The 21,027-nt window shown below is 44.9% G+C and carries 16 protein-coding genes, 1 tRNA gene and 1 riboswitch; of the genes, 12 read left to right on the top strand and 5 right to left on the bottom strand.

Features of this window, described 5'->3' with window-relative positions:
- Positions 1-54 precede the first annotated feature (54 nt).
- Positions 55-921 (top strand): RNA polymerase sigma factor RpoH, encoded by an 867-nt coding sequence (gene rpoH / locus MAR181_RS17325; RefSeq protein ID WP_013797891.1) that lies wholly within the window; start codon positions 55-57, stop codon positions 919-921.
- A 77-nt stretch (positions 922-998) separates the two neighbouring features.
- Here rpoH and MAR181_RS17320 read toward each other — a convergent pair whose 3' ends face one another.
- The 5 genes from MAR181_RS17320 to metK all read right to left on the bottom strand — a co-directional run bounded on the left by MAR181_RS17320 (position 999) and on the right by metK (position 6,622).
- Positions 999-1,859, bottom strand: coding sequence for an energy transducer TonB (locus tag MAR181_RS17320; RefSeq protein WP_013797890.1), 861 nt, complete (start codon positions 1,857-1,859; stop codon positions 999-1,001).
- Between the two features lie 4 nt (positions 1,860-1,863).
- Complete coding sequence (gshB, locus tag MAR181_RS17315) at positions 1,864-2,811, bottom strand: glutathione synthase (RefSeq protein WP_013797889.1); 948 nt, start codon at positions 2,809-2,811, stop codon at positions 1,864-1,866.
- Between the two features lie 221 nt (positions 2,812-3,032).
- Complete coding sequence (locus MAR181_RS17310) at positions 3,033-4,538, bottom strand: TolC family outer membrane protein (RefSeq protein ID WP_013797888.1); 1,506 nt, start codon at positions 4,536-4,538, stop codon at positions 3,033-3,035.
- A 97-nt stretch (positions 4,539-4,635) separates the two neighbouring features.
- Positions 4,636-5,370 (bottom strand): 16S rRNA (uracil(1498)-N(3))-methyltransferase, encoded by a 735-nt coding sequence (locus MAR181_RS17305; protein ID WP_013797887.1) that lies wholly within the window; start codon positions 5,368-5,370, stop codon positions 4,636-4,638.
- A gap of 88 nt (positions 5,371-5,458) precedes the next feature.
- The gene (gene metK / locus MAR181_RS17300; protein WP_013797886.1) at positions 5,459-6,622 is read right to left on the bottom strand and encodes a methionine adenosyltransferase; all 1,164 of its coding nucleotides are present in this window, start codon (positions 6,620-6,622) and stop codon (positions 5,459-5,461) included.
- Between the two features lie 77 nt (positions 6,623-6,699).
- Positions 6,700-6,775, bottom strand: a riboswitch (SAM riboswitch).
- 214 nt (positions 6,776-6,989) lie between these two features.
- Here metK and tkt point away from each other — a divergent pair.
- The 11 genes from tkt (at position 6,990) to serA (ending at position 20,977) form a co-directional block, all read left to right on the top strand.
- On the top strand, positions 6,990-8,990 hold the full coding sequence (tkt, locus tag MAR181_RS17295) for a transketolase (protein ID WP_013797885.1): 2,001 nt from the start codon (positions 6,990-6,992) through the stop codon (positions 8,988-8,990).
- A 74-nt stretch (positions 8,991-9,064) separates the two neighbouring features.
- Positions 9,065-10,081 (top strand): type I glyceraldehyde-3-phosphate dehydrogenase, encoded by a 1,017-nt coding sequence (locus tag MAR181_RS17290; protein ID WP_013797884.1) that lies wholly within the window; start codon positions 9,065-9,067, stop codon positions 10,079-10,081.
- Positions 10,082-10,119: 38 nt separating this feature from the next.
- A complete protein-coding gene (locus MAR181_RS17285; protein WP_013797883.1) occupies positions 10,120-11,283 on the top strand; it encodes a phosphoglycerate kinase in 1,164 nt (387 codons plus the stop codon).
- A gap of 255 nt (positions 11,284-11,538) precedes the next feature.
- The gene (gene fba / locus MAR181_RS17280) at positions 11,539-12,606 is read left to right on the top strand and encodes a class II fructose-bisphosphate aldolase (protein ID WP_013797882.1); all 1,068 of its coding nucleotides are present in this window, start codon (positions 11,539-11,541) and stop codon (positions 12,604-12,606) included.
- Between the two features lie 122 nt (positions 12,607-12,728).
- Positions 12,729-12,813 (top strand) — tRNA-Leu (locus MAR181_RS17275).
- 176 nt (positions 12,814-12,989) lie between these two features.
- A complete protein-coding gene (locus tag MAR181_RS17270) occupies positions 12,990-14,087 on the top strand; it encodes a substrate-binding domain-containing protein (RefSeq protein ID WP_013797881.1) in 1,098 nt (365 codons plus the stop codon).
- Positions 14,078-16,660 (top strand): hypothetical protein, encoded by a 2,583-nt coding sequence (locus MAR181_RS17265; protein WP_013797880.1) that lies wholly within the window; start codon positions 14,078-14,080, stop codon positions 16,658-16,660. The genes MAR181_RS17270 and MAR181_RS17265 overlap by 10 nt, the downstream gene beginning before the upstream one ends.
- Positions 16,661-16,680: 20 nt before the next feature.
- Positions 16,681-17,373 carry a 5'-methylthioadenosine/S-adenosylhomocysteine nucleosidase gene (gene mtnN, locus MAR181_RS17260; RefSeq protein WP_013797879.1) on the top strand — a complete coding sequence of 231 codons (693 nt, stop codon included), beginning with the start codon at positions 16,681-16,683 and terminating at the stop codon, positions 17,371-17,373.
- A gap of 52 nt (positions 17,374-17,425) precedes the next feature.
- On the top strand, positions 17,426-18,343 hold the full coding sequence (locus tag MAR181_RS17255) for a hypothetical protein (protein WP_144011265.1): 918 nt from the start codon (positions 17,426-17,428) through the stop codon (positions 18,341-18,343).
- Between the two features lie 136 nt (positions 18,344-18,479).
- A complete protein-coding gene (trmA, locus tag MAR181_RS17250; RefSeq protein WP_013797877.1) occupies positions 18,480-19,580 on the top strand; it encodes a tRNA (uridine(54)-C5)-methyltransferase TrmA in 1,101 nt (366 codons plus the stop codon).
- Between the two features lie 167 nt (positions 19,581-19,747).
- Positions 19,748-20,977 carry a phosphoglycerate dehydrogenase gene (gene serA, locus MAR181_RS17245; protein ID WP_013797876.1) on the top strand — a complete coding sequence of 410 codons (1,230 nt, stop codon included), beginning with the start codon at positions 19,748-19,750 and terminating at the stop codon, positions 20,975-20,977.
- Positions 20,978-21,027: the final 50 nt, after the last annotated feature.

Raw genomic sequence — 21,027 nt, 5'->3', positions numbered from 1 at the left:
ACTTGTTAGTATTTTGTCATACAAGGTATGGAAAATTAAAAGGTGGAAATAGAGATGAGTAAAGCTCTTCAGCCTATCGATATGATGACTCCGGGTCAGAATCTTGAGTCTTATGTACAAACCGTTGGTCGAATTCCGATTCTGACAGCGGAGGAAGAAAAAGCACTGGCAGAACGTTTATATTATCAAGAAGATTTAGAAGCGGCCCGTACATTGGTTATGTCGCATCTAAGGTTTGTTGTGCACATTGCGAAAAGTTACTCTGGGTATGGTTTGGCTCAAGGTGATTTGATTCAAGAGGGTAACGTCGGCTTGATGAAAGCGGTGAAGCGTTTTAACCCAGAAGTGGGTGTGCGTTTGGTGTCGTTTGCAGTGCATTGGATCAAAGCTGAAATACACGAATTCATTCTGAAAAACTGGCGCATTGTGAAAGTGGCGACCACCAAAGCGCAACGTAAGATGTTCTTTAATCTACGTAGTGCGAAAAAGAGCCTATCTTGGTTTAGTAACTCTGAGGTGGAATCGGTTGCCAGTGACCTTGGTGTGACACCAGATGTCGTGCGTCAAATGGAAGGCCGTTTGAGCGCATCTGATATGGCATTTGATGCGTCTGCAGATGACGATGACGACAGTGCTTACCAAGCACCTTCTCAGTTTCTAGAAGATCACCGTTCCGATCCGGCCATGTTGTTGGAAAACGGCAATTGGGAAGAGGATTCTAATCAGCGTCTTGAGCTTGCTATGGCGGATCTTGATGAGCGTAGCCGAAATATCTTGGTACAACGATGGTTGTCTGATGGTAAATCGACTCTGCATGAATTGGCTGATGAGTATGGTGTCTCCGCAGAGCGTATTCGCCAACTTGAAAAGAATGCGATGAAGAAGATTCGTGTCGCTATGGGCGACGGGCAATTCGACTAAATAAACTTGATATCAAAAAGCCCTCTTAGTGAGGGCTTTTTTGTGTCTGTGGTTGCGGCGTGCCATGTTGAATCTATTTACTGGCTGCGCAACTGGTTGCCTGGAATGAAGCGCCAGGTTCGGATGATCTCAAGCTTATCCACTTCTTTTTTGAGTTCGCTGGGGAACACTTGGAAAGGTTCGGCCAAACGGACGATTCTCATGGCCGCGTCATCAAGCACCCGTACACCAGAGGAATGTAAGACTTCAATGTCGTCCACATAGCCATTCGGTAAGATAATAACGGCGAGACGTAACTCCCCATATAGGTGATTACGTTTTGCCTCTTCAGGATAATGAATGTTACCGATACGCTCAATTCGACGACGCCAATCGTCTAAATATTTTGCATCGACCGCGGCTTTCGCTGAAACGGATGTCAAACGTCTAATGCGGGGGCGTTTGGCGTATGATTGGCGTTGTTGGTCTAGTAGGGCTTCTAATGTCGCGATGTCATTGGATAAATGGCTGGGGATTTGGGTTTCACCTCGGAAACGCTCTTCTAAGGTTTTTGGTTCTAGTTCAACCTCTTTTGCGACTTCAAGGACCGCTTGTTGATCTTGTGTGGCCAATAAACTGGGTTCTTCAATGGGGTCAGCTGAGGCTAATTGTGGTTGTACCGGGGGCGAGATTTCTTGAATCTTGTCCGATAAAAATTGCGCTTCTTCCGTGGTCGTCAATTTCTTTTTTCTTAGCTCAGTACCGCTTGCTTCTTGGTTTGCTTGAGCAATGAAATCCGCTTCTACTGGTGCTTTACTGGTGTGCTGAACTAAAGTTACTTCGAGCGTATTGGGTTTAGGTGCAGGTAATTCAAAGTCAAAGCTCACCAACATTGCCATTAGCAAATGCAGGCTAATAGCAATGAAGAGGGTAACGGAGAATTTATCGACAACTCGCATGATATTAGGTTAAGCGTTTCTCTATGGCTTCAATTAACGTCATGGCAATGTTTAGATCAAATTGATTGTCTAACTCCCTGACACAGGTTGGGCTGGTGACGTTAATTTCCGTTAAATAATCACCAATGACATCTAAACCAACAAAGAGTAAGCCCTTTTCTTTTAACGAGGGGATGACTTGTTGGCAAATCCAATGATCTCGCTCTGTTAGAGGGCGACCTTCCCCACGACCACCAGCGGCCAGATTACCACGAGTTTCTCCAGATGCTGGAATTCGCGCCAAAGCATAAGGAACCGGCTCACCATCCACAACCAAGATACGTTTGTCACCTTGTTTGATTTCAGGGATGAATTTTTGTGCCATGATCTGCTCTTGGCCCATGTTAGTGAGCGTCTCAATAATGACGCTAACGTTTGAGTCATCGGGTTTAAGGCGGAAAATGGATGTACCACCCATACCATCTAAGGGTTTGAAAATCACATCACCATGTTCTTTATGGAAGGTTTTCAGTAAATCCGCACGGCGAGTTACCAACACTGGTGGGCAACACTGAGGAAATTGGGTTGCAAAAAGTTTTTCGTTGCAATCACGTAGGCTCTTCGGATCGTTCACTACCATACATCCATCACGTTCTGCTTGTTCAAGGATCATGGTGCTGTAAACAAACTCCCCATCAAATGGTGGATCCTTACGCATCAAAATAATGTCTAAGTCTCCTAAGGCAATACGTTCTTCTTCGCCAAGGTCGTAGAAATGTTTAGGGTCTTTATAAACGCTTAAAGAACGGGCCATGGCATACGCTTTGCCATTATCTAGAAAGAGGTCTTTTTGCTCCATGTAGATGAGTTCCCAGCCCTTTTCAGCGGCGGCCCATAACATGGCGAGTGAGGTGTCTTTTTTGTAGTTAATGGATGAAATAGGATCCATTACCATGCCGAGTTTAATGGTCATTGTGGTACTTCCTCAAAACGAGTAGACGGCGGTGTTTAGAAATAGCCGAGTAATATCTAGTGATGCTATAGAAATATGGGGGCGCTGAGAAGAAAAAACAGCCCTGTTTTTTCAATAGTTTGAATCAGTGAGAGATATTCAGTGATGAGGTGTTAGCTTTCGCAAAGGCCATCGATCCTCGTCAACAAAAAGGGCGAATACAGAATTCGCCCTTTTTGTTATCACCAGCTTCCTGAGTTCTCATCAGCCTCTAGGAATAACTCACTTTCTTGTGGCGTTTGGCTTTCGGTTGATGCTGATGTGTCTGTTGTGTCAAGGCCATCGACAGGCACCACTTTAGATTCTAGGGTTTGCAAATCCTCTGTGGCACTTTGTTTTGGTTGCGTGCTTGTTTGAGGGGTCTCAAACTCATCTTCAAAACCCAGTAGCGGTGGACGATAAATTCGGAAAGCGCGCATTAATTCGCCTTTGGCATTGAACAAGCGGAACTCCGAAAAGAGTTCATCGTAATCGGCATTGACATAGTCCTGGCGAGCTTGAAAGAGCTCATTTTCACTGTCTAGTACGTCTAGCAGTGTTCGACGTCCAAGACGAAATTGCTTTTCGTAAGCAACCTGGGATTCTTTAGTGGCAATAACGTATTGACGGATATGCTTTTTTTGTCCGGTTGTTGCTTCAAATGCAGCCCAAGCCAATCGAACCGTGAGTTCGGTATCACGAATGGTACTGCGACGGATTTCCGTAGCTTGAATGTTCTGTTGTACAGCGGCTTGTTTTTTACGTTTCAGTGAGCCACCGCTATAAATGTTGTAATTTAGTCGAATCATGGCGATCAGGTCTTCATTGGGGCCTTCATCACCGTCGATATTATTGTTCCATGTTCTTTCTAATACGAAGTTTATGTCTGGGTATTTATCAGCATCAGTAACTTTCTGAAGGTTCTCAGTTGCGACGATGTCCCAGTAGGCGCCTTCAATGGCAGGGTTTTTTGATAAGGCTTGATTAATGGCACTGTCCAAATCTTCGGGCAATAAGGCGCGATCGGGAACCGGATAGATAAGATCTTTTGGGGGCATCTCGCCTACGACTTTGTTGTAATTACTTTCAGCGTCGCGCAAATTGTTTACGGCGGCGAAGTGGTTTGCATGTGCTTTCGCTAAACGTGCGGTGATTTGGCTAAGATCAGATTGACGCCCAACGCCGGTATCTGTTTTCAATTTAATCTGTTTGTAAATTCGTTGGTGTGTGTCTAGGTTTATTTCTGCCAGATTTACTAATTCACGGAAACGTAAGATGTTGGCATAAGCCTGCGCAACTTCAAGAGCGACATTTTCAACTGATATTAAAGCGCTCCAGCGATCGGCTTCCGCCTCACTGTTTAAGCGATCTACTTCATTCTGAGTGGCGAAGCCACTGAAAATAGGTTGATTCAAGGATAAAGATAGCTCTCGGCGAGTAAGGCCAATGTCATCCGATGAATCATCATCGCCGTAAGTGGTTTCATGGCCAATGCCAGCCGCTAGGTCAACACTTGGGTAATAGCCATTACGTCGTGCGAGATCAGCATTTTCTTTGGATTCGCGGTATTTTGCGATGGCTTGCATGACGGTAGGACTGTTTTCAATGGCGGTGTAAGTCGCTTGCTCTAATGTTAATGCATAGCTGTTTGCAGGCAGAACAAATGTCCCTATGTAGAGCATGCAAGTTAAAGCAGTTCGGTAAAGCATATGATCGCGTATCCTTAAAATTTCACTGGATAAAATCTTAAAGGGATTTTCTTTAAGAATATGTAGCAGTTCTGTTAGCCAGTATTAATTGTTTCGTTTAGTGGATATCCCCCCACAGGGTTTGAATTACACTCAGTGCGACCACGGGGGCGGTTTCTGTGCGCAATACTCGTGGCCCTAATGTGATAGGGTTAAACCCTTGTTTTTCAGAGTGTTGCACTTCATTTTCGGTTAATCCACCTTCCGGTCCTATGAGTAAAGCAATGTGTTTATGGGTGGGCAGATCAAACTGTTTGATGGGTTTGGCACTATGATGATGTAAGGTGAATTTTAACATATCGTTACAATCCCCAACCCATTCGGTTAACTCTAAGGGTGGATGCACGATTGGTACGATTCCACGGCCACATTGTTCGGCCGCGCTGGTGGCAACTTGCTGCCAATGAGACAAACGTTTTTGCATGCGTTTGTCTTCTAATTTTACCTCGCAGCGTTCACTTAATAAGGGCTGGATTGCAAACACACCAGCTTCGACCGATTTTTGAATGGCGTAGTCCATGCGCTCACCACGGGATAAGGTCTGACCTATGGTTACCTTGACGGCAGATTCATTGTTTAAGGCTTCAAATGCTCCGATCGCAATGCTGGCTGTGCGCTTTTCAACGTCACATAAGGTGGCATGGAATTGTCCACCTAGACCATTGAATACTCGTATGGGATGGCCTGACTTTAATCTTAGAACCTTACAGAGATGTTGAAAACTGGTGTCAGGCAAGGCAATCGTTGCGTTCTCACTTAATTCGATGTCAATAAAAATTCTTGGGATTCGCATACCTTGTCCTAATGATAAAGAGATAAAAACACAAAAGCCTTCTTGTGCATCAACACAAGAAGGCTTTTTATAGCGGAAATTAACGCAATTATAAACCAGCCGCTTTACGCAATAGCTCGGCTTTGTCGGTTTTTTCCCAAGTGAAGTTGTCTCCGGTACGGCCAAAGTGACCGTAGGCCGCTGTTGGTAGATAAATTGGGCGTTTTAAATCCAACATTTTTATCAAGCCTGCTGGACGCAAATCAAATAATTCGCGTACCAGCTCAACAATTTTCGCGTCGCTGATTTTGCCTGTGCCGAAAGTGTTAATGCTGATGGAAGTCGGTTCAGCAACACCAATGGCGTAAGACACTTGAATCTCACACTTGTCAGCTAAGCCCGCAGCGACGATGTTTTTCGCCACGTAACGGCCAGCGTAAGCAGCAGAACGGTCAACTTTTGATGGGTCTTTACCAGAAAAAGCACCGCCACCATGACGAGCCATGCCGCCATAAGTATCAACGATTATTTTACGACCGGTTAAACCACAATCACCAACAGGACCACCAATAATGAATTGGCCAGTTGGGTTAATGAAGTATTTGGTTTCTTTCGATAGCCACTCTTCTGGTAAAACCGGCTTGATGATTTCTTCCATCACGGCTTCACGAAGATCCGCTTGTTTTACCGCTGCACTATGTTGAGTCGATAAAACAACGGCATCGATTGCACAAGGTTTGCCATTTTCGTCATAACGGAAGGTTACCTGGCTTTTGGCATCAGGGCGCAAGAAGTCCAGAGTACCGTTTTTACGAACCTGTGCTTGGCGTTCAACCAGACGGTGTGCGTAAGTAATAGGAGCTGGCATCAATACATCGGTTTCGTTGGTGGCAAAGCCAAACATCAAACCTTGGTCACCTGCGCCCAATTCTTTTTCACCTGCTTCATCAACGCCCACGGCAATGTCAGCAGACTGTTTGCCTATGGCGTTCATGACAGCGCATGATTCCCAGTCGAAGCCCATGTCGGAACTGTTGTAACCAATTTCACGGATCACGCCTCGTGCAATTTCTTCGATGTCGACCCAAGCATTAGTACGGACTTCGCCTGCAACTAAAACCATGCCGGTTTTTACTAGGGTTTCACAGGCGACACGTGCTTCAGTGTCTTCGGCCAAAATGGCATCAAGAATGGCATCGGAAACTTGGTCTGCTATTTTATCTGGGTGGCCTTCAGAAACCGATTCTGAAGTAAATAATGAATATTCTGACATGTTTAGTGCCTCTATCAAAAAATGAAAAAGCGCTAAAAAGGCATAAAAAAACCCGCTTAGCATGTAGGTCGCTAAACAGGCATCTGTGCTGCTTCTGTTTAGCTGATTTTATATAGCGTCCGCAAGCCGAAACAAATCGACGCTGTAGTGGTGGATGATGGCCGAAAATTGCACAGATGGCAAGATGAAAAGCGGATTTATATGAGGCAAGAGGCGGTTTTTTTGTTAGGATGGTGCAGATTTAATGAAAATACTTTTTCTTGGCCCAAAAATGAGGCAAATGAGTAGGGTTGGCATTGCATGCTATCTTTACCCTATGGAAAATGTTCTTTCTATTGTTCGTTAAGCTACCAGGAGTGGAACCAACATGTCGTCTCGGAAACAACTTGCTAACGCCATACGCGCACTCAGTATGGACGCCGTACAAAAAGCTAACTCAGGTCACCCAGGTGCTCCAATGGGGATGGCTGATATTGCCGAAGTACTATGGAACGATTATTTAAAGCATAACCCTTCGAACGCTAAATGGGTTGATCGTGACCGTTTTGTATTGTCGAACGGCCATGGCTCTATGTTGATTTATTCTTTGTTGCATTTGTCTGGCTATAACTTGCCAATCGAAGAGCTAAAGCAATTCCGTCAGTTACACTCTAAAACACCAGGTCACCCAGAATACGGTTATACCGATGGCGTTGAAACAACCACGGGACCATTGGGTGCCGGTATCAGTAACGCGGTTGGTATGGCGATTGCGGAAAAAACCTTGGCGGCGCAATTTAACCGAGAAGGTCATGACGTTGTTGATCACAACACCTACTGCTTCCTAGGTGACGGTTGTTTGATGGAAGGTATTTCACATGAAGCTTGTTCACTTGCTGGCACGTTAGGTTTGGGCAAGTTGGTCGCTTTCTGGGATGACAATGGCATTTCCATTGACGGTCATGTTGAAGGTTGGTTTACGGACGACACGCCGAAGCGTTTTGAATCTTATGGTTGGCATGTCATTGCGGATGTGGATGGTCATGATCCTGAAGCCATTAAAGCTGCGATTGATGCCGCGAAAGCCGAAACGGGTAAACCATCATTGATTTGTTGCAAAACCATCATTGGTTTTGGCTCACCTAATAAGTCTGGCAGCCATGATTGTCATGGTGCACCACTGGGTGACGCAGAAATTGCGGCGGCACGTGAGTTTTTAGGCTGGTCACATGCGCCATTTGAAGTGCCTGCCGATGTGTATGCAGGTTGGGATGCTAAAGAAGCGGGCGCGACTCGCGAAACGGAATGGCAAACGAAATTTGCAGCCTATCAAGCCGCTTACCCTGAATTGGCGGCTGAATTTGAGCGTCGTGTCATCAAAGGTGATTTGCCAGCGGACTTTGAAGAAAAGGCGCAAGCTTTCATCCAAGAGTGCCAAGATAAAGGCGAAAGCATTGCCAGTCGTAAAGCCTCACAAAATGCCATTGGCGCATTTGGTGCCATCTTACCTGAACTATTAGGTGGTTCAGCTGACCTTGCTGGCTCTAACTTGACGCTTTGGTCTGGTTCTAAAGGCATTCAAGATGACCCTGCGGGTAACTATGTATACTACGGTGTGCGTGAGTTTGGTATGAGTGGCATCATGAACGGAGCATCATTACATGGTGGTTTCATCAATTATGGTGCGACTTTCATGATGTTTATGGAATACGCGCGTAATGCGGTACGTATGTCGGCTTTGATGGGGATTCAAAACGTTTTTGTTTACACTCATGACTCCATTGGTCAAGGGGAAGACGGCCCAACTCACCAACCAGTTGAACAGCTTGCTAATTTGCGAATGACTCCGAATATGTCGGTTTGGCGTCCATGTGATGCGGCTGAGACCGCGGTTGCTTGGAAAGCCGCGATCGAGCGTCGTGATGGTCCAACGTCTTTGGTATTCTCTCGTCAAGGCCTACCAGCTCAAGCGCGTGATGCAGCGACTCTAGCGAATGTCGAGAAAGGCGGTTATGTGTTACAAGATTGCACTGGCACGCCAGAGCTTATCTTGATCGCGACGGGTTCTGAAGTGGGTCTCGCCATGTCTTCTGCTGAAGCGTTAACGGCAAAAGGTAAAAAGGTTCGTGTTGTTTCAATGCCTTCTACAAGCACCTTTGACGCGCAAGATGCGGCTTATAAAGAATCTGTCTTGCCAGCGTCTGTCACTAAACGGGTTGCCATTGAAGCTGCGCATGTGGATTACTGGTACAAGTACGTTGGCTTTGACGGTGCGATGGTAGGCATGTCTACCTTTGGTGAATCAGCGCCGGGCGGTGATTTGCTTAAGCACTTTGGTTTCACCGTTGAAAATGTGGTTGCGACGGCAGAGAAAGTTCTAACGGCGTAATATTGATCGATACTGAAAAGAGACGCGTACGCGCGTCTCTTTTTTCTTTCCTTTTGCGATGAAGTAGTAGGACTATGTTACGAGTCGCCATTAATGGCTATGGTCGAATAGGGCGTTCAGTGTTGCGAGCCTTATACGAAAATAATTTCCGCGACCACATTCAAGTGGTGGCAATTAATGAATTGTCTGATGTCGAGACAATGAGTTACCTCACCCGTTATGACACGACGCATGGTCGCTTTCCTCAGTCTGTTGCGACGCAAGGCAATACATTGCAAATCGGTGATGACACTATTCAGTGCTTTTCGAGTGCACAGCCAGAGGGTGTGGATTGGCAATCATTAGAGTTAGACCTAGTGTTAGAATGTTCTGGCAGTTTCAGTGATCGTGATGGTGCTCAGGCTTATTTAGACGCAGGTGTGCCGAGATTACTTTTGTCACAACCGGCGGGTTCCGATGTGGACAGTACTTTGGTATATGGTTTCAATCATCATGAATTAACGGCGCAACATCAGATTGTCTCGGCCGCATCATGTACAACCAATTGCCTTATTCCTGTGTTGGAGACGGTTCAGCAGTTTGCCGGTGTGCTACATGGTACCAGCCAAACGATCCACTCGGCGATGAATGATCAGCCCGTCATTGATGGTTATCACACCAAAGATCTGCGTTTAACCCGTGCCGCACTGAGCTCTATCATTCCAGTGGATACCGGTTTAGCGCGAGGCATTACTCGATTAATGCCAGAGCTAGATGGCAAGATGGGGTGTAATGCGGTGCGTGTTCCGACCTTGAATGTGTCCTTGATTGATCTGGTGTTACGAACCGAGCAGCCTGTCACTGTGGAACAGGTCAATGCGCAGTTGCAGCAAGCGGCGAATGATAAATATGCTGGTTTAATGGGGTTCACAACAGAGGCCCACGCGTCGGTGGATTTTAATCATGATCCACGCTCCGTGATTATTGATGGTACTCAAACGCAAGTCATTGATGGTCACATGGTGAAAATATTATGTTGGTTTGATAACGAATGGGGCTACGCCAACCGAATGTTGGACGTGGCTAAGTATTGGGCGAGTGTCATGCATTAAGGCATGGCTTAGTAACGAAAACTATTGAGGGCATTCCTATGACAGTAATTAAGATGAAAGACTTGGATCTGGCGAATAAGCGTGTATTGATCCGCGAAGACCTTAATGTGCCAGTGAAAAATGGCAAGGTTACCAGTGATGCTCGAATTCGTGCTGCCTTGCCGACCATTAAGTTGGCATTAGAGGCTGGCGCCAGAGTCATGGTGATGTCGCATCTTGGTCGTCCAACAGAAGGTCAGTACGAAGAAGAATTCTCTATGTTGCCAGTAGCGCAACACTTGTCGGCTTTATTGGGTCAAGATGTACCCTTAGTGAAAGATTGGTTGGACGGTGTTGAGGTGACAGCAGGGCAATTAGTCTTGGTGGAAAACGTGCGCTTTAACCCAGGTGAAAAGAAAGACGATGAAGCCTTAGCGAAGAAAATGGCGGCCTTATGTGATGTTTTTGTGATGGATGCTTTTGGGACGGCACACCGAGCTCAAGCTTCTACTCATGGTGTTGCGAAATTTGCGCCAGTTGCCTGTGCGGGTCCTTTGTTGGCCACTGAGCTAGATGCATTGGAAAAAGCCTTGGCAAATCCTGCTCGTCCAATGGCGGCCATTGTCGGTGGTTCTAAAGTATCGACCAAATTGACAGTATTGGAGTCCTTGTCTGACAAGGTAGACCAATTGATTGTGGGTGGTGGAATTGCCAATACTTTCTTAGCCGCCGCGGGTTTTCCCGTGGGGAAATCATTGTATGAAGAAGACTTGATTCCGCAAGCAAAAGCCTTGATGGCGAAAACCAGCATTCCATTACCTGAAGATGTTGTTGTGGCCACCGAGTTTGCTGCGGATGCTAAGGCGACGATCAAAGATGCTAAAGACGTGGCAGCGGATGATATGATTTTGGATATTGGCCCAAAGGCCGCCGCTGCTTTTTCAGCCTTATTAGAAGAATCGCAAACCATTATCTGGAATGGCCCAGTGGGGGTGTTTGAATTTGATCAATTTGGTGAAGGTACGAAAGCCTTGTCTATGTCGATTGCGAACAGTGCTGGTTTCTCGATTGCTGGTGGCGGCGATACGTTAGCTGCAGTCGACAAATATGACATTGCTGGGCAAGTGTCTTATATTTCAACTGGTGGTGGCGCTTTTCTTGAGTTTGTTGAAGGAAAAGTGTTACCAGCGGTTGCTATGTTAGAATCACGCGCGCAAAATTAATACTATAAAGAACAGCATAAGACTGTTTTACATAATAAGGGCTAACAGCCTAAGTCGCTGGTGACTGAACCGCCAGCGACGATCTACGAGAGAGTGACCTACTCGACATTAAGTTGAGTATGACAATAACGATAAGGCGTAAGCCACATGACAACTGTGATTAGCAGAAGTTGTGATTAAAAACAGAGTGAATGGAAACATCACTTAATCTGTCATAAATACAATATTAGACAAATTGTCAGAGGAAACTTTTTTATGCCTTTAATCAGTATGCGCCAACTATTGGATCATGCCGCCGAACATAGCTACGGCTTACCTGCTTTTAATGTGAATAACATGGAGCAAGTGAAAGCCATTATGGAAGCGGCTAACGAAGTGAATTCGCCGGTTATTATGCAGGCTTCAGCTGGGGCTCGAAAGTACGCTGGATCACACTTTCTTCGTCATTTGATTGCCGCGGCAATCGAAGACTTCCCTCATATTCCTGTGGTGATGCACCAAGATCATGGTACGTCGCCAGCGATCTGTCAGCGCTCTATTCAATTGGGTTTTTCGTCTGTGATGATGGACGGCTCTCTTATGGCCGATGGTAAAACCCCTGCCAGTTACGAATATAATGTGGATGTGACACGTCGCACGGTGGAGTTTGCTCATGCTTGTGGTGTGTCTGTCGAGGGTGAACTCGGTGTACTAGGTTCTCTTGAAACAGGTCAAGCGGGTGAAGAGGATGGTGTCGGCGCGGAAGGTATCCTGTCGCATGATCAGATGTTAACGGATCCTCAAGAAGCGGTGGATTTTGTCAATGCAACGGGTATTGACGCTTTGGCCGTCGCCATTGGTACTAGTCATGGTGCTTATAAGTTTACTCGTCCACCTACCGGCGATATCTTGGACATTGAACGCATTGCGACCATTGTTGAGCGTTTGCCGAATACCCACATTGTGTTGCATGGTTCATCTTCGGTGCCGCAAGATTGGCTAGCCATCATCAATGAGTTTGGTGGTGAAATTCCTGAAACCTATGGTGTACCAGTTGAAGAGATTGTCAAAGCCATTCGTTATGGTGTTCGTAAAGTGAATATAGACACAGATTTACGCCTAGCGGCCACAGGGGCAATTCGTCGCAGTTTGGCAGAGCACAAAGGCAATTTTGACCCTCGTAAATACTTAACAGAAAGTATTAAGGCGATGAAAGCGGTGTGTATTGATCGCTATGAAGCCTTTGGTTGTGCTGGTCAGGCGTCACGCATTAAGACCATTGACCTAGAAGAGATGGCGGTTCGTTATGAGCATGGCGAGTACAGTGATGGTCGTACTTTCTAAGGCTTAAACAGGTTTAAGCGAGTATAAGGCTTGGGAATGGGATTTTTTTTACTTTTTTTATGAAAACTAGTAAAAAACAGTTGACCACCAAAATGATTTGCCTATAATGCTCGCCATTCCTTGCGGGAGTGGTGGAATTGGTAGACACGCTGGATTTAGGTTCCAGTGCTTCACGGCGTGAGAGTTCGAGTCTCTCCTTCCGCACCATATTTTAAAAAAAGCTGACTTTATGTCGGCTTTTTTTATGTCTGAAATATGCTTTTCTTTTCGTGCTTGCTGTTTCTAGCATTTATTTACGTCTCCTAACGCATTTGTTGTTTCCCATTCGCTGAAAGTTAGATATTTTGGGATAATAATAGGGAATGATCCGATTAGGCTGGAAAATGCGACGACTGCTGCTCATCTTATGCTTGAATCTTGCTAGTGTTAGCGGGCCGTTGTTGGCAGCCAGTTTTGCTGAAGAGGTGATGACAGAACAGTCTTTTTTTCAGCTGCTACCTCAACAAAGTCCTCTGTCTGAGCAATTTACGACGCTTGTTAATTCGCCACCGAACCCTCTTCGAATATCTCAACAAGAGCCCATTCGTGTTGTCTTTCTATTGTTTGGAGACGTAGATGGTTGGCAAAATCGATTAATGTTGAGGGCTTTTAAAAAACGCATGCGTGAGTTAGGCGTAGTGTATCGCTTGGATACCTATGTTGATCGATCTGGTTACGGTACTGATTTTATTGCACATCTACCTGTGATTGAGATGGAGTCAGATTACATCATTGCGACACAATTCAATGCCAGTCTGCGTCGGCTTTTTGAACGATTTTTGATTCAAGGGCAAGGTAAGCTCATTTTATTCGATTTTGCGACGCCAATAGTGCATTGGCTGCCACGACCACCTTTAATGTATGTAGGGTTTGATCAATTCAAGACGGTACAGATGTTGGCCAGTTATCTGGATCGCCAATTATCGTCAACGGCTCGTATTTCAGCTCTGGTTCTACCTGAAAGTTATTTAGGGCAAATGCGTTGTGATGGTTTCTTAGATGAGATGAATCGCTATGGACGTGAAGTAGAGAGCATTTATATTGTTGCAGATGATGTGCAGCAAGCGGCTAAGCGAACAGAAACCCTGTTGTCGAATCAAGAAACGGACTTTATTTTCAGTTGTTCGCAGAATATTGCGGCAGGTGTACTGCAGGTGTTAAGAAAAAACGAAGCCTATAACAGAGTTCAGACAAATGTTTGGGGAGCCTTTAGTGCTCAATTGGTTGAACTAAAAGGCCATCATATCAAAGCGAATACCTTATTTTACTGGGACGATTTATCCATCGCGATAGCAGAAGCCATTAAGTTGGATTTAGAAGGGCGAAACCTACCAAACCTTTATATGGCGAGATCACCTTTACTACCGGAAGACATAGATCCAGAAAGTTTGGGGTTGATGTTGCAACAGGCTTATCATTATTCGGTGAAAAAATGGCAGTAAGTATTAGTTTGAAAGATCGGCTTAAGCAGACTTTGTTGTTAATGACAGCATCCCTAATGATTATAATTGTTTTGGGTGTGCTGTATTTTACCAGTACTTATGATCGATCCTCTGCCCAGCAAGCACTGCAATTAAAGCATCAAATCGTGGAACAGACATTGGCTTCTTATCTGGTCCGTGCGGAATCAGAGATGAGATTTATTGTACAGGATCTGACTGTCAGGGATTACGAAGTAGGCCAAGCGCTGGACCTGCTGTTTAGTCATCACGATATTCTGTTTTCTGGCGGTTTGGATTTCTTCTACATAGATTGGAGAGACGACTTTCATGCCATGGACCCGAGAGCTCGCCTGTTTACACAAGCCGATTTTCATCCACTGTTGGCAAAAGGTCAAATCAGTCGATGGGTGTCGGTGGTAACAAAAGATGACGCTATTTTATTAATGTATAAGAAAAAAATACTCTCTTCTGAGATGGAAAACCTTGGGTTTCTATATGGCTTTATTTCGCTGAATGATAATTTAACGTTAGGCAACGAGTTGTTATCAAGCGCTCAAGTGACGGCTGTACGCTTGTTTGATGAGTTGAATAATCGTTTGCTGTTAGAAGAAGCCTCATCGGATAATAATGATCCATCTGTTCCGACCTTGTCTTATGCTTTTCAATTGGATTCTGCATTACAAGGTGCATTCCGGCTTGAAATAGAACAAGCAGAAAACATACTGAGCGATTCTCTACGCGTCGCATTGCCTTTGTTGCTGTTTGTCGCGGTGAGTTTGCTGGGTTTTTATTGGCTCGTAAATATCTACATCAAAAAATTGCTCTTTGTACCTCTTGAACAGACTATTTACCGGCGGGAAGAACCCCTGCCATTGTTCGATGAATTACAGCCGATTCAAGAGCAGACTAGTCATTATCGAGCAGCCATTAAGGCGAAAGACGATCAATTTAGTCTGCTCTCTGAATCGGTTCATAGTGCCATTATTTTCAGTAACGAAGTGGCGGAATTACAAGTCCTTAATATGGAAGCTAAAGAGATCTTCCCTGAGGCTGAACGATCTCGTACCTTATTCGACTTTTTGCCTATATCCTGCCATCAAATTATTCAAGAAGCGTTAAAAGGTGCGGTTGGGCGCAGCTTTGAATTAACAATCGATAGATTGGGGCGGATTTATCAGTGGCAGGCATTTTCTTATCACAATGAATTAGGTTATCGCGGGATCTTATTGGTAGGACGGAATGTCACGCAAGAAACCAGTCTGAAGTGGCAACTTGATCAATTGCAGCCATTATCAAGTGCGATGGAGAAAAAGGTGGATGCTCAAGCACTGCAACAAGAACTGGTGTATTTAACACAGTTACCCAGCACAATAAAAACACAGCAATTTCAAGGTTGGTTGAGTTTAACACTATCGATTTTAGAGGATATTGGTCGTCCTGATGATACGGCGCGTGAAGTAATCTTGGGGGAGGCTCTCATGACTGAAAGTGCTAAGGTAATGGAGGCAATGGGGGTTGAAGCAAATCGTGCTTTATTGGATATTGCCCTGCCTGTGTCACTTAAAGTACTTGAGGTAGATAACAAGGTCATGGCCTTGTTGCGATTGCTCTTTATGATGGTGATGTCTAACGATATGGCTGAGCGACGTTTATCGCTTCAGATGAAAGGCAATGAATTGGAACTCGTTGCTATGCACGACATGTCAGCAAGGGATCTGTTTATTTGGATGATTAAAACGTTAGCGAACCACTTAGGCGCTCAATATAAAATTTTGCGAAATAATGCCCTTCAATTCAATCTACCTGTGGTTTGTCCAGGACAAGATCAAACACCCATGAGCTCGTTAGAAGAGCAGGCGACAACCGGTAAATTGGTGGCTTGGATTGCCAATGATTACCCCAACAGTGGTTTAATTCACACCGCGCTTGTTCGTTTGGGCTGTAAAGTGAAGGACTTTGTATCGGCGGACAGTTTTTTTACTCAATCCACCACCATTGTGAAGTTTGATGCCATTTTAATTGGCTGTGATCAGGACCGAGAAGGGCAGCATAAAATGACCAAGGCCCTACAGGTGAAACATGATCGAAATAATCTACCGATCGTTTGGGTGAACAGTACGCCATTACAAACGCTGGATGAGCAGGTCTTTCATTTATTCGGTTGTCCCTTTGATTACAGCTTATATCAGGTCTTGGCTCAAGCGCTGCAGCGTGATGGTATTATGCCGGCTTACCATCCTGAACAAGGTCAGTCTTGGATTATGGTGGGCGGCAGTCGAGTGACAAAAGCCATTTGGTATAGCGAGTTAGAGGCACAGCAGGTGACGACTCAATGGTTAGCGGATTTGTCGAGTTTTGATTTGGTATTACCGTATCATTCTGATGCCGTCATTGTGTTGCTAGAGCCGCAACCCAATGCATTGTTGATGCAATTGCAAAATAGGTTTCCTGATGTTCGTCTTTTCGCAATTCAAGGTTGGCAAGATAAACCAGATACTGTGGCTTTATATAAAATACCATCGCCCCATTCGGGTGAAAAAATTAAACAGTTTGTACGACACGTCGTGCTTTAAGAAATGAATTAGGAGTCAGTATGAGTGTGATTGGATTGATTGGTGCCATGGACGAGGAAGTGGCGGTCATTAAAGCTTGGATGACGGATGTCACGGAACAAACCATTGCGGGTTGTAATTTTTTTATCGGACAGTTTGAAGGCAAGGAAGTGGTGTTATTGAAGTCGGGTATTGGTAAGGTTAATGCAGCCTTGTCGACGACGCTTTTACTCTCTCAATTTAAGCCAGATTATGTTATTAACATCGGTTCTGCTGGTGGCTATGATCCAGAATTGCAAGTGGGTGATGTGGTGATTTCGGATCGAGTAATACACCATGACGTTGATGTCACGGCTTTTGGTTATGTGATGGGGCAAGTGCCCAGTATGCCAGAAGCTTACCAATCGGATACCGCATTAGTCGACAAAGCTCGACAAGCGGTTGCTTCCGCGACGGATGCTCGCGCCAAGGTGGGCTTAATTGGAACCGGTGACAGTTTCATGAGTGATCCTGTCAGAGTCGCGTCTGTTCGCGAGATCTTCCCTGCGTTGGTGGCGGTTGAAATGGAAGCGGCGGCCGTCGCGCAAGTTTGTTTTAAATTTGAGACCCCATTTGTGGTGGTGAGAGCCTTGTCTGATATCGCAGGCAAAGAGTCTCCTAAGAGCTTTGAAGAGTATTTGAAAATTGCTGCCGAGAACTCTTCTTTGATGATTCAGCAAATGTTAAGAGATTAAGACCTCAATGAGATGTCATTTTCACTGCTGTCTACTGACGGGGGGGCTCTTAGTGCTGTCGAATTTTGGTTATGCTGATGACCTTGTGGAGCCTTTAGAGGAAGAGCCGGATTCAGCCTGGTGGCAAAGCACTCATACGAATGTTTCACGGACCATTGGGCGTTGGTCAAATAGTACCGACGCTTTTTTATCCGGCAAAGACAGTGATGGTCAGTCAGACAGTTTTGTTCGGATGCGGTTTGGCCCCATTTTTGAAGAAGAGGACTCGTCGGGATTTTTTGATTTCAGTGCGCGGATGAAGCTGCCGAATACCGAAAAGCGCTTACGATTTGTGATTGAGTCGAATGGTGATTCGATCATTCCTGAGAATGAGCTTGGCGAGTCATCACAGCAAGGCTCAGTGGTTGAATCGGCATTCAAAACCAGCTTTTCAGCGGCGGTGAATTTTGTCCGAGAAGATTTAGGTGCTGATTTTGATGCGGGTGTGCTGGTGGATTTTCCATTAGATCCATTTATGCGCCTACGCTTTAACCAAGGTCATGATCATGGTGGTTGGCGCTGGTATCAGAAGCAAGAAGGTTTTGCGTATTATTCCAAAGGTGTAGGGGCTCGATATGGTGTGAGTGTTTCTCTTTACCCGCAAGATAGATTCCATTATGGGGCGGATTTTAGTGTCGTTTGGTTGGATCAAGAAGGTGAGTTCTATGGACGTGAAAACGTGTTTGCGTATCATGCAATCGATGACAAAAATAGCATGAGCTACCAGCTTAGCTTTTTGCAGTCTGGTGATCACAGTCTTGAACCTGATAGTTTCTTATATAATGTACAATACGAACGACGACTGTATCGAGACTGGTTAAGTGTCCAATTAAAACCACAATTCACCCATGAAGCCGAGGACGATTATCAGGGTAAATTTTCATTGACTATGGCCTTGGTAATCCTTCTTGGACCACAGTATCTAAAGTAAAGTAGGTATTTGGTTGCTTTTTCGATTTTTCGTACATTTCCATTGCATTAGATTTGTGCGGCAGGAACTCGTATAATGCCGCGCTTTTATTCGTCAATGGTACCTGTATAACCATCGCCATCATAGAGAACATGTCATGAGACCGGATCAGATCCAACCTGAGAAATATCAACAACAGTTAGCGGAGAAACAAGCTGGGCTGAATCAATTAATGGCCGATCTAGGCCTGCCGGAAATGGAAGTCTTTGACAGTGAACCATGTCACTATCGTATGCGTGCTGAATTCCGTATTTGGCATGATGGCGATGATTTGTTTTATGCCATGTTTGATTCAGCGGACCCTAGGACACCGATCCGTACAGACCAATTTTTAGCGGCGTCAGCCTTGATTAATACGTTGATGCCAGAGTTGTTGGACGCCATTCGTGACGTGACCGTGTTGCGTCATAAATTGTTTCAGGTGGATTTCTTAACCACAACAACGGGCGAAGCCCTGATCAGTCTTTTGTACCACAAGCCAATTGATGATGAATGGAATGCGGCAGCAGGTGAATTGAATAAAGCGTTTCCTGCTTGTCATTTTATTGGTCGAAGCCGCAAGCGTAAGCAAGTGCTTACTCGCGATTTTGTCATGGAAACCTTAACCGTGAATGGTCAAAAGTTTCATTATCAACAAGTGGAAAACAGTTTTACGCAACCTAATGCGGGTATTAATGAAAAAATGCTGACTTGGGCATTGGATGTGACCAAACAGGCAAGTGGCGATCTATTAGAGATGTATTGTGGTAATGGTAATTTTTCGATTCCATTAGCGCGACATTTTGATCGTGTCGTGGCAACTGAAATTTCAAAAGTATCGGTTAATTCAGCGCAATTGAACATTGCCATTAATGGCATGCAGAATGTTCAGGTCGTGAAAATGGCCAGTGAAGATGTGGCGGCGGCATTGAATGGTGAGACTGAATTACCAAAGAGTTTATTGCAAGCCGGTATGGAAACGCTTTCGCCTTCCGTGGTGCTGGTGGACCCACCACGAGCCGGTTTAGATGAGGCAACCATTGAGTTGATTCGTAAAGTCGATGAGATTCTTTATATTTCCTGTAACCCAGAAACCTTGAAAGCGAATTTGGAATCACTGGCGAGCACTCACCAAGTGGTTCGATATGCCATGTTCGACCAATTTCCTTATACCCATCATGTGGAAACCGGTGTTTATTTACAAAGAAAGTCTGTTTAAGCTGAGCCGTAATAGGGTGGCAAATTCGATGCCATCCTATTATTCATGAGTTTTGTTCTTATCATAATGAATCACATTCCAGTATTCTGAATACGACATAGAATGTTCTGTGTTAACATATCGCCGTAAATTTCCCCCACCCTAAAAACAGAGAAGTCGAACGAGCCATGAGCAATACTTCATTAGACAAAGCAAAAATCAAAATTTTGTTATTGGAAGGCGTCCATCAATCCGCTTTGGATGCATTGCAAGACGCAGGCTATACCAACATTGAATACCATAAGACAGCATTGGCTGAAGACGAGTTGATCGAAAAAATTGCCGATGCTCACTTTATTGGTATTCGTTCTCGTACTCAGTTAACTGAAAAAGTACTTTCTCATGCGAATAAACTAGCGGCGATTGGTTGTTTTTGTATTGGTACCAATCAGGTTAATTTAGATGCGGCGAGTGCAAAAGGCATTGTGGTCTTTAATGCCCCTTACTCCAATACTCGAAGTGTGGCTGAATTAGTACTTGGTCAATTGATTTTGTTGTTGCGCGGCATTCCTACCAAGAATGCGGCTTGTCATCGTGGTGGTTGGATTAAATCTGCGGTGGGTTCTTATGAAACGCGCGGTAAACGTTTGGGTATTATCGGCTATGGCAGTATTGGTACTCAATTAAGTGTGTTGGCGGAATCCTTAGGCATGGAAGTATGTTTCTATGACATTGTGACCAAATTACCACTAGGTAACGCACGCCAAATTAAGAGTTTGAAAGAATTGTTGTCGACCAGCGACGTCATCAGTTTGCATGTACCAGAAACCGCTTCAACCAAGTTGATGATTGGCGAAAAAGAAGTGTCTTACATGAAAAAAGGCTCTATTTTCATGAATGCGTCACGAGGTACAGTCGCCGATCTAGGCGCGGTTTCGGAAGCGATTAAAGCTGGAGACCTGTCTGGTGCGGCGGTGGATGTTTTCCCTGTTGAGCCAAAGGGTAACAATGAGGAGTTTGTGTCTCCTTTACGTGGTTTGGATAATGTTATTTTGACACCACATATTGGTGGTAGCACCATGGAAGCTCAAGAAAACATTGGTGTTGAAGTCGCTGAAAAATTGGTTAAGTTCTCTGATGTGGGTACGACCATTGCTGCGGTGAACTTCCCTGAGGTAGCCTTGCCAGCACAAGCAGACAATCATCGTATTCTTCATATCCATGAAAACCGCCCAGGAGTGCTATCACGCATTAATGCTATTTTCTCTGAACATGGTATTAACATTACTGGCCAGTATTTGCGTACAACGGAAAAACTCGGTTACATGGTAATGGATGTGGATGCGGAAACCGGAGAGTTGGCTTTGGAAAAAGTCAAAGAAGTCGACGGCACCATTAAAGCTCGAGTGTTATTTTAAAGGTCTTTATTTGCTCACTTGAATAAAAAATCCAGCTCAGGCTGGATTTT

It is taken from the genome of Marinomonas posidonica IVIA-Po-181 (assembly GCF_000214215.1).
Lineage (GTDB): Bacteria > Pseudomonadota > Gammaproteobacteria > Pseudomonadales > Marinomonadaceae > Marinomonas > Marinomonas posidonica.
The sequence above is the reverse complement of the archived record's forward strand: the minus strand, read 5'-3'. Positions and strand labels throughout refer to the sequence as shown.

Coding starts and splice junctions, on each gene's coding strand:
- rpoH (WP_013797891.1), top strand. CDS start 55: ATGAGTAAAGCTCTTCAGCCTATCGATATGATGACTCCGGGTCAGAAT.
- MAR181_RS17320 (WP_013797890.1), bottom strand. CDS start 1,859: ATGCGAGTTGTCGATAAATTCTCCGTTACCCTCTTCATTGCTATTAGC.
- gshB (WP_013797889.1), bottom strand. CDS start 2,811: ATGACCATTAAACTCGGCATGGTAATGGATCCTATTTCATCCATTAAC.
- MAR181_RS17310 (WP_013797888.1), bottom strand. CDS start 4,538: ATGCTTTACCGAACTGCTTTAACTTGCATGCTCTACATAGGGACATTT.
- MAR181_RS17305 (WP_013797887.1), bottom strand. CDS start 5,370: ATGCGAATCCCAAGAATTTTTATTGACATCGAATTAAGTGAGAACGCA.
- metK (WP_013797886.1), bottom strand. CDS start 6,622: ATGTCAGAATATTCATTATTTACTTCAGAATCGGTTTCTGAAGGCCAC.
- tkt (WP_013797885.1), top strand. CDS start 6,990: ATGTCGTCTCGGAAACAACTTGCTAACGCCATACGCGCACTCAGTATG.
- MAR181_RS17290 (WP_013797884.1), top strand. CDS start 9,065: ATGTTACGAGTCGCCATTAATGGCTATGGTCGAATAGGGCGTTCAGTG.
- MAR181_RS17285 (WP_013797883.1), top strand. CDS start 10,120: ATGACAGTAATTAAGATGAAAGACTTGGATCTGGCGAATAAGCGTGTA.
- fba (WP_013797882.1), top strand. CDS start 11,539: ATGCCTTTAATCAGTATGCGCCAACTATTGGATCATGCCGCCGAACAT.
- MAR181_RS17270 (WP_013797881.1), top strand. CDS start 12,990: ATGCGACGACTGCTGCTCATCTTATGCTTGAATCTTGCTAGTGTTAGC.
- MAR181_RS17265 (WP_013797880.1), top strand. CDS start 14,078: ATGGCAGTAAGTATTAGTTTGAAAGATCGGCTTAAGCAGACTTTGTTG.
- mtnN (WP_013797879.1), top strand. CDS start 16,681: ATGAGTGTGATTGGATTGATTGGTGCCATGGACGAGGAAGTGGCGGTC.
- trmA (WP_013797877.1), top strand. CDS start 18,480: ATGAGACCGGATCAGATCCAACCTGAGAAATATCAACAACAGTTAGCG.
- serA (WP_013797876.1), top strand. CDS start 19,748: ATGAGCAATACTTCATTAGACAAAGCAAAAATCAAAATTTTGTTATTG.